Origin of the sequence: Kluyvera sp. 142486 (genome assembly GCF_046569695.1) — a bacterium.
Classification (GTDB): Bacteria; Pseudomonadota; Gammaproteobacteria; order Enterobacterales; family Enterobacteriaceae; genus Kluyvera.
In genome coordinates this window covers 92,076-102,717 of sequence record NZ_JBKHUI010000018.1, presented here as the reverse complement: position 1 = coordinate 102,717, position 10,642 = coordinate 92,076, and the positions used below count along the sequence as shown (strand labels likewise).

Genomic DNA, 10,642 nt, shown 5'->3' with positions numbered 1-10,642 from the left:
TTTAACAAATCAAAAGGGGTTTTAATAACTGGCTTAAAGCTGAAAGCTTTCCGGAACCCCCAGCCTAGCTGGGGGTTTTCTGTGCACAAAAAACCCGGCGTCGCTGCGCTTGGCCGGGCTACATCACGCGTAGGCCGGATAAGGCGAAGCCGCCATCCGGCAATGTGCGCCGATTTGCCTGATGGCGCTACGCTTATCAGGCCTACAAAGACGAAGGTTACGCGAGGCGCGCCTTCGCGTCGCTAATGGCCTGCGCCACCTGCTTCGGCGACACGCCGCCTTTTGCTGCACGCTTATCAAGGCAGGATTGCAGTGACAGAATTGGGTAGACATCTTCACCAATTACCGCACTAAATTTTTGCAGGTCGGCCAGCGCCAGATCTTCCAGCGGTTTGCCCTGAGCAATGGCTTCGACCACCGCTTCGCCCACGATATGGTGCGCTTCACGGAACGGAACGCCTTTCGCCACCAGATAATCCGCCAGCTCGGTGGCGTTCGCATAGCCCTGCTGCGCCGCTTCCTGGCAACGCGGACGCTTCACCTGAATACCGTCCAGCACCAGCGCCGCCATATGCAAGCAGTCCATCCAGGTATCGAGCGCATCGAATACGCCCTCTTTGTCTTCCTGCATATCTTTGTTGTAGGCCAGCGGCAGACCTTTCAAGGTCATCATCATGCCGGTCAGCGCGCCCTGCACGCGGCCGCACTTGCCGCGGATAAGCTCAAGCGCATCCGGGTTTTTCTTCTGCGGCATCAGGGAAGAACCTGAGGTCACGCGGTCAGATAGCTCAACGAAGCCCGCTTCGCCGGTATTAAAGAAGATAAGGTCTTCAGCAAAGCGCGACAGGTGTACCATACCGATGGAGGCATCAGACAGCAGTTCCAACACGTGGTCACGGTCAGAAACGCTGTCCAGGCTGTTACGGGTTGCGGATGCAAAGCCCAGCCAGCCCGCCAGCTGTTCACGGTCGATTTCATAGGCGGTGCCCGCCAGCGCGCCGCAGCCCAGCGGGCTCACGTCCAGACGTTTGAGGGTATCCTGCAGGCGGCTTTCGTCACGCGCCAGCATCTCAACGTAGGCCAGACACCAGTGCGCGAAGGTCACCGGCTGCGCACGCTGCAGGTGGGTATAACCCGGCATCACCGCATCCTGGTTGGCCTGCGCGGTGTCGACAAGCGCGCTTTGCAGCTGGCGAATAGCCGTCAGCAGCTCAGCAACGGTATCTTTGCACCACAGTTTGAGGTCAGTCGCGACCTGGTCGTTACGGCTACGGCCGGTGTGCAGCTTTTTACCCAGTTGACCGACTTTGTCGATAAGCTTGCCTTCAACCCAGCTATGGATATCTTCAGCATCGCTTTCCAGAATCTGCTGCGGGTTTGCCCGCACTTCTTCCAAGAGTACGCCCAGCGCAGCTTCCAGTTGAGATTGCTCTTCCGCCGTCAGTACGCCGACCGTCACCAGCGCTTTGGACCAGGCAACAGAGCCAACGATATCCTGCTCCGCCAGGCGATAGTCAAAGCGTAAAGAGTCATTGAACTGTTTGAACCGCTGATCCGCTGCCTGAGTAAAACGCCCACCCCAAAGTGCCATAACATGCTTCCTTAAATTCGTTTATTTATGCCGGGTCTTACCCGGCCTGAAAACAACCCTCACCCCGACCCTCTCCCTGAGGGAGAGGGTTAGGGTGAGGGGAAAAACTTAAGCCAGAATACGCGTACCAATCGGTGTGCCGTTAAACAGCGCCGGCAGTTGCTCCGCGTGACGCCATGACGCGATATCCACCGGGCGACCCAGCGTACGCGCTGCATCCAGCGCCGCATTCACCTTCACAATCATCCCGTCGGTAATAATGCCCTGCTCGATCAGCTGCTCTGCCTTCGCCGCGGTCATTTCAGCAATACGCTGGCCTTTACCGTCAAGAATACCGCTCACGTCAGAGAGCAGAATCAGGTCTGCACCAAGCGTAGCCGCCAGCGCCGTCGCCGCCTGGTCGGCGTTGACGTTCATCAGCTGCCCTTCGGCGGTTACACCGATAGAGCTCACCACCGGCAGGAAACCGCCTTCCAGCAGCAGATTAATCAGTTTAGGCGAACCCGGCTGCGCCAGACCCACGTGGCCCAGTTCTTCATCCAGTTTGCTGACCTGCACGCTGTCACCGTCGCCGAGGAACAGGCCAACGGAGGCGATATCATGCTTCTTCGCCCATGCCAGCAGCGCTTTATTGGCGGTACCCGCCAGCGCGCCGGTAATAATGTCGATTTGATCGGCAGGCGTGACGCGCAGGCCATTTTTCTTTTTCACCGGCAGGTTGAGCTGTTTCATTAGCTCATCCACCACGCAGCCGCCGCCGTGGACAATCACCAGCGGGCGCTGATGCGACTCGCGGTAGTTGACCAGCGCGGTAAACAGACGCTCCAGCGCCTCTTCGCTATCCAGTAACACGCCGCCCAATTTGATAATTAATGGATTCATCGTCGTCACACCTTAAATAAGAGACTGCGTCTCAGCGAAGCCGAAACGGATATTGGCGCACTGCACAGCCTGTGCGGCAGCGCCTTTCAATAGGTTGTCTTCGGTCGCCACGACGATCAGGTGCTCGCCCTGCACCGCAAAACCGATATCGCAGAACGGCAGGCCGACCACGTTTTTCAGTGCCGGAACGCCCTTCTCGTATAAACGCACCATTGGCTTGTCGCCGTAGGCCTGTTTTAAGGTTTCTGCCACCTGCGTGTGGGTCACGCCCGGCTTCAGACGGCAGGTAATGGTTTCCAGAATGCCACGCGGGAAGTTGCCCAGATGCGGGGTGAAAATCACCTCTGCGCCAAGATGGCTGGCGATTTCCGGCTGATGGCGATGGGTGAACACGCCGTACGGCTGCAGGCTCACTTCGCAGAAGCTATTGGAGATAGCAGCTTTACGCCCCGCGCCGCTCACGCCGCTAGTCGCGTTGATCACCGGCCACTGGTTGAGATCCAGCAGATCGGCATCAATCAGAGGTTTCAGGGAAAGCTGCGCCGCCGTTGGATAACAGCCTGGCACCGCAATCAGGTTCGCCTCTTTCAGCGCTTCAGCGCTCCACTCGGCCAGGCCATACACCGCCTGCGCCAGTAGCTCAGGATGCTGATGGGTAAAACCGTAGTATTTTTCATAGAAGGCGCCGTCGTTCACGCGGAACGCACCGGAAAGGTCGAACACCACGCAGCCTGCCGCGAGGAATTGCGGGGCCAGATCGTGACTCACTTCGTGGGCGGTCGCCAGGAACACCACATCAACACCGGCGCTGAATTCGCTGATATCGGACATCGGCTGCAGCGGCAGATCGACAATCCCTTTCAGCTGTGGATGCAAATCGGAGATTAACTTTCCTGCATCATTGCTTTGCGCTGAGACCGTCAAAGCGGTTATGTTCATATGAGGATGGCGATTTACATAGGTCACAAGCTCTGCGCCAGCGTAACCGCTCGCGCCCACAATCAGCGTATTCAACATCGGGGCTGCTCACCTTCTTATGTCTGTTTGCCTGATTAAGCGTTATCTATTCACCCTACCGTTGGTGGGTTTTCTTACGCCTAATGATAATGTATTTTTATTCACAAATACTGCATGAATATTGATACTATCATGACCCGAGGTGTGTCAACAATGAAAAACAATTTACCCCCATTTATCGAGATTTACCGTGCGTTGATCGGCACTCCTTCCATCAGCGCAACCGAAGAAGCGCTCGATCAGAGCAATGCGTCTTTAATCACTCTGCTTGCAGACTGGTTCGCCTCATTGGGCTTCAACGTTGAGGTGCAGCCGGTTCCCGGCACGCGCAATAAATTCAACCTGCTGGCCAGCGCCGGGCAAGGTGCAGGCGGGCTGCTGCTCGCCGGTCATACCGATACCGTGCCGTTCGATGACGGCCGCTGGACCCGCGACCCATTTACCCTCACCGAGCACGACAACAAGCTCTACGGTCTGGGCACCGCCGATATGAAAGGCTTCTTCGCCTTTATTCTGGACGCGCTGCGTGATGTTGACGTGACGACGCTGAAAAAGCCGCTCTATATTCTGGCAACCGCCGATGAAGAGACCAGCATGGCTGGCGCGCGTTACTTCTCCGAATCCACCGCGCTTCGCCCGGACTGCGCCATCATCGGCGAACCTACTTCGCTACAGCCGGTGCGTGCGCATAAAGGCCATATGTCGAACGCCATCCGCGTGATGGGCCAGTCCGGCCACTCCAGCGACCCGGCGCGTGGCGTCAACGCCATTGAGATCATGCACGACGCCATTGGCCGCGTGATGCAGCTGCGCGACTCGCTGAAAGAGCGCTATCACTACGACGCGTTCACCGTGCCATATCCAACGCTCAACCTCGGTAGCCTTCACGGCGGCGATGCCTCTAACCGCATCTGCGCCTGTTGCGAACTGCACATGGACATCCGTCCGTTGCCGGGCATGACCTTGAACGATCTGAACGGCCTGCTCGACGAAGCCCTTGAGCCGGTCAGCGCCCAGTGGCCGGGCCGTCTGACCATTAGCGAACTGCATCCGCCGATTCCAGGCTACGAATGCCCACCGGATCACCAGTTGGTTCAGGTGCTGGAAAAACTGCTCGGCACCAAGACCGAAGTGGTGAACTACTGCACCGAAGCGCCGTTTATCCAGACCCTGTGCCCGACCATCGTCCTGGGCCCAGGCTCGATTAACCAGGCGCACCAGCCGGACGAATACCTGGAAACGCGCTTTATTAAGCCGACGCGCGAATTAATTACCCAGGTTGTGCATCACTTCTGCTGGCATTAATGTGTTCTGCCCGGTGGCGCTACGCTTACCGGGCAGAACCTGTCTGTAGGCCGGATAGGCGCAGCGCCATCCGGCACATCCCCACCCCCCGCATTCCCGCGATCGCCTTCACATTTTCATAAGCATTTCTTATCTGGCACGATGCGAATTAACTTTCGTAAATTGTCGCGATTTATTCGTTTGCTGAAGCGATTTCGCAGCAATTGACGTGCGAGTATTTACGTGGCTTTATAAAAGAGGTGTCTTTATCTCGCCCTTACGTTCCAGGGGTTGGGATATAACAAAATAAAATGAGATGGGGTGTCTGGGTTAATGAACGAACAATATTCCGCGTTGCGTAGTAATGTCAGTATGCTCGGTAAAGTGCTAGGCGATACCATCAAGGATGCGCTTGGTGAGAACATTCTTGACCGTGTAGAAACGATCCGTAAGTTGTCCAAATCTTCTCGTGCGGGCAACGAAGCCAATCGCCAGGAGCTGCTCACCACGCTGCAGAACCTGTCCAACGATGAGCTGCTGCCGGTCGCCCGCGCGTTCAGTCAGTTCCTGAACCTGGCCAACACCGCCGAGCAGTACCACAGCATTTCGCCAAAAGGCGAAGCAGCAAGCAACCCGGAAGTGATTGCTCGTACCCTGCGTAAACTCAAAGACCAACCCAATCTCGACGAAAACACGATTAAAAAAGCCGTTGAATCTCTGTCGCTGGAGCTGGTGCTCACCGCGCACCCTACTGAAATCACGCGTCGTACGCTGATTCACAAAATGGGTGAGATCAACAACTGCCTGAAGCAGCTTGATAACAACGATATCGCCGACTACGAACGCAACCAGGTGATGCGCCGTCTGCGCCAGCTGATTGCCCAGTCCTGGCACACCGATGAAATTCGTAAGCATCGCCCAAGCCCGGTTGATGAAGCCAAATGGGGCTTTGCGGTGGTGGAAAACAGCCTGTGGGAAGGCGTACCAAACTACCTGCGTGAACTGAACGAACAGCTGGAAGAGAACCTCGGCTACCGGCTGCCGGTTGATTTCGTACCGGTACGCTTCACCTCCTGGATGGGCGGCGACCGCGACGGCAACCCGAACGTGACCGCAGAAATCACCCGCCACGTCCTGCTGCTCAGCCGCTGGAAAGCCACCGATCTGTTCCTGAAAGATATTCAGATTCTGATTTCCGAACTGTCGATGGTTGAGTGCACCGACGAACTGCGCGAACTCGTTGGTGAAGCCGGTGCCACCGAGCCGTACCGTTTCCTGATGAAAAACCTGCGTACCCGTCTGCTGTCCACCCAGGCATGGCTGGAAGCGCGCCTGAAAGGTGAACGTCTGCCGAAGCCAGCGGGCCTGATCAGCCAGAACGAACAGCTGTGGGAACCGCTGTACGCCTGTTATAAATCACTGCAGGCCTGCGGAATGGGCATTATCGCCAACGGCGAACTGCTCGACACCCTTAGGCGCGTGAAGTGTTTTGGCGTGCCGCTGGTGCGTATCGACGTACGTCAGGAAAGCACCCGTCACACCGAAGCGCTGGGCGAACTGACCCGCTATCTGGGCATCGGTGACTACGAAAGCTGGTCAGAAGCCGACAAGCAGGCCTTCCTGATCCGCGAACTGAATTCCAAACGTCCGCTTCTCCCGCGCAGCTGGGAGCCAAGCAACGAAACCCGCGAAGTTCTTAATACCTGTAAAGCGATTGTCGATGCCCCTATCGGCTCTGTCGCGGCCTACGTTATCTCCATGGCGAAAACGCCGTCCGACGTACTGGCGGTTCACCTGCTGCTGAAAGAAGCGGGCATTACCTTCGCGCTGCCGGTTGCTCCGTTGTTCGAAACCCTGGACGACCTGAACAACGCCGACGACGTCATGACTCAGTTGCTGAGCATCGACTGGTATCGCGGCTTTATTCAGGGCAAGCAGATGGTGATGATCGGCTATTCTGACTCCGCCAAAGACGCGGGCGTAATGGCGGCATCCTGGGCGCAGTATCAGGCACAGGACGCGCTGATCAAAACCTGTGAGAAAGCAGGCATCGAGCTGACGCTGTTCCACGGTCGCGGTGGCTCCATCGGCCGCGGCGGCGCACCGGCGCATGCGGCGCTGCTCTCCCAGCCTCCTGGCAGCCTGAAAGGCGGCCTGCGCGTGACCGAACAGGGCGAGATGATCCGCTTCAAATACGGCCTGCCGGAAATCACCGTCAGCAGCCTGTCGCTTTACACCAGCGCGATTCTGGAAGCGAACCTGCTGCCGCCGCCGGAGCCAAAAGAAGAGTGGCGCGGCATCATGGACGAACTGTCGGATATCTCCTGCGAGATGTACCGCGGCTACGTCCGTGAAAACAAAGATTTCGTGCCGTACTTCCGTTCCGCCACGCCGGAGCAGGAGCTGGGCAAACTGCCATTGGGTTCACGCCCGGCAAAACGTCGCGCTACCGGCGGCGTCGAGTCACTGCGTGCGATTCCATGGATCTTTGCCTGGACGCAGAACCGCCTGATGCTGCCAGCCTGGCTGGGTGCCGGCGCGGCGCTGCAAAAAGTGGTTGAAGACGGCAAGCAGAGCAAACTGGAAGCCATGTGTCGCGACTGGCCGTTCTTCTCTACCCGTCTGGGGATGCTGGAGATGGTCTACTCGAAGGCTGACCTGTGGCTGGCGGAATACTACGATCAGCGCCTGGTGAAAAAAGAGCTGTGGGGTCTGGGCACCGAGCTGCGTGAGCAGCTGGAAGCCGACATCAAAGTGGTGCTGGATATCGCCAACGATGCGCACCTGATGGCCGACCTGCCGTGGATTGCCGAGTCTATCCAGCTGCGTAACGTCTACACCGACCCGCTGAACGTTCTGCAAGCCGAACTGCTGCACCGTTCACGTAAAGCGGAAGAAGAAGGCCAGGAACCAAACCATAACGTTGAACAAGCGCTGATGGTCACCATCGCGGGCGTTGCTGCCGGTATGCGTAACACAGGCTAATCTCTCCCCCATGTAGCCCGGCCGAGCGAAGCGACGCCGGGACGTACCCAAAAGGCCACATTCTTTGTGGCCTTTTTTTATCCCCTCGGTTAAGGTTTCTGCGTTGTTCACCACGACAGGGAGCCACATGCTTTTCGACATCAACCCGCTGCTTTCCCACATCGCCTCAGGCGCCACGCCGCTGCAAAAAATCTGGTTTGCCGGGAATCACTCGCCGGTGCCGGAGATGGCGTTTCAGGTCGACTTTCCGCGGCTGGAAATTCTGCTTGAAGGGCAGCTCACCGATGCCGCGCTGGGTGAACCCATGCTGGCGCAGGACGCGCTCTACGTTCCTGCTGGCGGCTGGAATTTCCCACAGTGGAAGACCCCGGTCACCACGCTGAGCATTCTGTTTGGCAAACAGCAGCTGGGGTTTAGCGTGCAGCAGTGGGATGGGCATCAGTTGAAGAACATGGCGAAGCAGCACGTCGCCCGCCGTGGGCCGCGCGTTGGCTCTTTCCTGCTGCAAACCATGAGTGAAATTCAGATGCAGCCGCAAGAGCAGCAGACCGCTCGGCTGATTGCCACCAGCCTGATCAGCCACTGTGCCGACCTGCTCAGCAGCCAGATCCAGACCGCCTCGCGCAGTCAGGCGCTGTTCGACGCCATTCGCGAGCACATCGACAGCCACTTTGCCGAGCCGCTGACCCGCGAATCGGTGGCGCAGGCGTTCTACATCTCCCCGAACTATCTGTCGCACCTGTTCCAGAAAAGCGGAGTGATGGGATTTAACGAATACCTCAACCACACCCGGCTGGAGCACGCCAGACGGCTGTTGAAGGGCTACGACCTGAAGGTCAAAGAGATTGCCCACGCCTGTGGGTTTGTCGACAGCAACTACTTCTGCCGCCTGTTTCGTAAAAATACCGACCGGTCGCCGTCAGAGTATCGCCGTCAGTACCATAGTCAGCTGACTACGACAGAATGATATGGGTGTGCTGTGGTGCGGAGAGCAGCTTACGCACCGCGCTCATCACCTTCTGCGGCTCGCGTAAAAAGGCGCTAATCCCAGACTGCACATAGCGGCTCTGCGTAAATCGGTCTGCGCCATTGAGCTCGATATCGGTAATCAGCAGCACCGCATCGGCCCGGCGGATGTCGTCTTCCGTCAGCGCATTTTCAATGCCGAGCGCCCCCTGCGTTTCAATCTTGATGGTCCACTTTTCCTGCTGACAGAGTTTTTCCAGACGTTCCGCCGCCATGTAGGTGTGGGCCACCCCACTGACGCAGGCCGTTACCGCTACCAGCACTCTTCCGCTCGTTACCGTCATCGTCTCCTCCTTGCAGAAAACAAACGCTGGCGGGCGCAAAAAATCTTTCGCGTCCGCCAGTGGCTAAGTTTCTATTGTATCGGGATAAAACTTAGGCGCTCTGCGCTAAGTGCGCCTCGATCTTATTCATAATAGCGTCGGCGCGTTTAACCGCATCGCTAATATTAACCCGCACAATGGTTTTACCGGCAAAACGTTCTTCCGCCTTGATGCCAATATCTTTGGTCAGAATCACCATGTCCGCTGCCGCCACATCGCTCGCCGTCAGCTCATTTTCCTGACCAATAGAGCCCTGCGTTTCTACCTTCACGTTCCAGCCTTTTGATTTCGCCGCACTCTCCAGCGCTTCCGCTGCCATGTAGGTGTGTGCCACGCCGGAAGGACAAGCCGTTACCGCAATAATACTGGTCATAATCTTCTACCTTCTCAATTAGTTAATTTCGAAATCTAAATCCAGGTCGTCCTCTTTTTCGACAACCGCTTTCTTGTTCTTACGCGCCAGGCTCTTCAGGACGTTGACGCTCACCGCCGTAACCACCGCACCGACCACAATCGCCAACAGATAACCCAGCTTGCCTTCCACCACCGGCAGGACAATCAAGCCGCCCCACCCGGCGTAGCACTGTGCTCCCATCAGCGCGGCGGTAACGGTGCCGCAGACGGAGCCCAGCATGATGGAAGGAATCACGCGCAGCGGGTCAGCCGCCGCGAACGGAATTGCCCCTTCGGTGACGCCGACGCAGCCCATGACCAGCGCAGCTTTCCCCGCTTCGCGCTCTTCGTTATTGAAGTTTTTACGATTAATCAACGTGGCCAGCCCCAGGCCCAGCGGCGGCACGCAGATGCCGACGGCGGCAAGGGCGACGACGGTATAGACGCCCTGAGAGACGCAGATCAGCATGAAGGCGTAGGCCACTTTATTGACCGGGCCGCCCATATCGAACGCTAGCATCAGGCCCATAATCACCGCCAGCACCACGATGCTGCCGGCCTGCATGCCCTGCAACCACTGCGTCAGGCTGGAGGTCAGCAGGCCTACCGGTTCACCCAGACCCCACATCATGATGCCTGCGGTAATAAAGGTGCCGACGATAGGAATAACGAAGATAGGCATCACCGAGCGCAGCACTTTGTGCACCGGGATCTTCTTCAGGTAGTAGACCACGATGCCGCCAATAATCCCGGCGATCAGCGCGCCGAAGAAGCCCGCGCCAAAGCTGTTACCGACCCACGCGCCGATGGCGCAGGGTGCCAGCGCAGAACGCTCGGCAATGGAGTAGCCGATGTAGGCCGCGAGGAAAGGCACCATCAGCGTCAGGCCCGCGACGCCGATATCAAATAGCTTTTTCAGATTAGGGTCGGTGGCAACATCAGGTACGGCCCCTTTGCCGTACAGCATGACGGAGACGGCCAGTAAAATGCCGCCTGCAACCACAAACGGGATCATGTGCGACACGCCAGTCATTAAATGCTGACGGGTGTTTTTGAGTATTTGCACCAATTCTTTCATCAGTCGCTCCTGGGCTTCTTCGGCCCATGTCTATTAGGGTGTTGTGGCAAACAATAGGCAATT

The 10,642-nt window shown here is 57.4% G+C and carries 9 protein-coding genes; 3 read left to right on the top strand and 6 right to left on the bottom strand.

Translation table 11 applies throughout. The annotated features are described in order from the left end of the window. Positions 1 to 217 precede the first annotated feature (217 nt). The 3 genes from argH to argC form a co-directional block, all read right to left on the bottom strand. The gene (gene argH / locus ACLGE8_RS18660; RefSeq protein ID WP_411000391.1) at positions 218 to 1,591 is read right to left on the bottom strand and encodes an argininosuccinate lyase; all 1,374 of its coding nucleotides are present in this window, start codon (positions 1,589 to 1,591) and stop codon (positions 218 to 220) included. Positions 1,592 to 1,699: 108 nt separating this feature from the next. After that, the gene (argB, locus tag ACLGE8_RS18655; RefSeq protein WP_411000389.1) at positions 1,700 to 2,473 is read right to left on the bottom strand and encodes an acetylglutamate kinase; all 774 of its coding nucleotides are present in this window, start codon (positions 2,471 to 2,473) and stop codon (positions 1,700 to 1,702) included. 12 nt (positions 2,474 to 2,485) lie between these two features. Continuing rightward, positions 2,486 to 3,490, bottom strand: a complete 1,005-nt coding sequence (gene argC, locus ACLGE8_RS18650; protein ID WP_411000387.1) for an N-acetyl-gamma-glutamyl-phosphate reductase — start codon at positions 3,488 to 3,490, stop codon at positions 2,486 to 2,488. A 153-nt stretch (positions 3,491 to 3,643) separates the two neighbouring features. Between argC and argE the strand changes: the two genes are divergently transcribed. The 3 genes from argE to ACLGE8_RS18635 all read left to right on the top strand — a co-directional run bounded on the left by argE (position 3,644) and on the right by ACLGE8_RS18635 (position 8,726). Then, complete coding sequence (gene argE / locus ACLGE8_RS18645) at positions 3,644 to 4,795, top strand: acetylornithine deacetylase (RefSeq protein ID WP_411000385.1); 1,152 nt, start codon at positions 3,644 to 3,646, stop codon at positions 4,793 to 4,795. Between the two features lie 312 nt (positions 4,796 to 5,107). Next, complete coding sequence (ppc, locus tag ACLGE8_RS18640) at positions 5,108 to 7,759, top strand: phosphoenolpyruvate carboxylase (RefSeq protein WP_411000383.1); 2,652 nt, start codon at positions 5,108 to 5,110, stop codon at positions 7,757 to 7,759. A 127-nt stretch (positions 7,760 to 7,886) separates the two neighbouring features. Continuing rightward, on the top strand, positions 7,887 to 8,726 hold the full coding sequence (locus ACLGE8_RS18635; protein WP_411000381.1) for a helix-turn-helix transcriptional regulator: 840 nt from the start codon (positions 7,887 to 7,889) through the stop codon (positions 8,724 to 8,726). On the opposite strand, the gene ACLGE8_RS18630 is transcribed toward ACLGE8_RS18635, so the two are convergent. The 3 genes from ACLGE8_RS18630 to ACLGE8_RS18620 all read right to left on the bottom strand — a co-directional run bounded on the left by ACLGE8_RS18630 (position 8,713) and on the right by ACLGE8_RS18620 (position 10,579). Continuing rightward, on the bottom strand, positions 8,713 to 9,069 hold the full coding sequence (locus ACLGE8_RS18630) for a PTS fructose-like transporter subunit IIB (protein WP_411000379.1): 357 nt from the start codon (positions 9,067 to 9,069) through the stop codon (positions 8,713 to 8,715). The genes ACLGE8_RS18635 and ACLGE8_RS18630 overlap by 14 nt on opposite strands. Before the next feature lie 91 nt (positions 9,070 to 9,160). Continuing rightward, positions 9,161 to 9,481 carry a PTS fructose-like transporter subunit IIB gene (locus ACLGE8_RS18625; protein ID WP_185668795.1) on the bottom strand — a complete coding sequence of 107 codons (321 nt, stop codon included), beginning with the start codon at positions 9,479 to 9,481 and terminating at the stop codon, positions 9,161 to 9,163. An 18-nt stretch (positions 9,482 to 9,499) separates the two neighbouring features. After that, the gene (locus ACLGE8_RS18620) at positions 9,500 to 10,579 is read right to left on the bottom strand and encodes a PTS fructose transporter subunit EIIC (RefSeq protein ID WP_411000377.1); all 1,080 of its coding nucleotides are present in this window, start codon (positions 10,577 to 10,579) and stop codon (positions 9,500 to 9,502) included. Between the last annotated feature and the right edge of the window lie 63 nt (positions 10,580 to 10,642).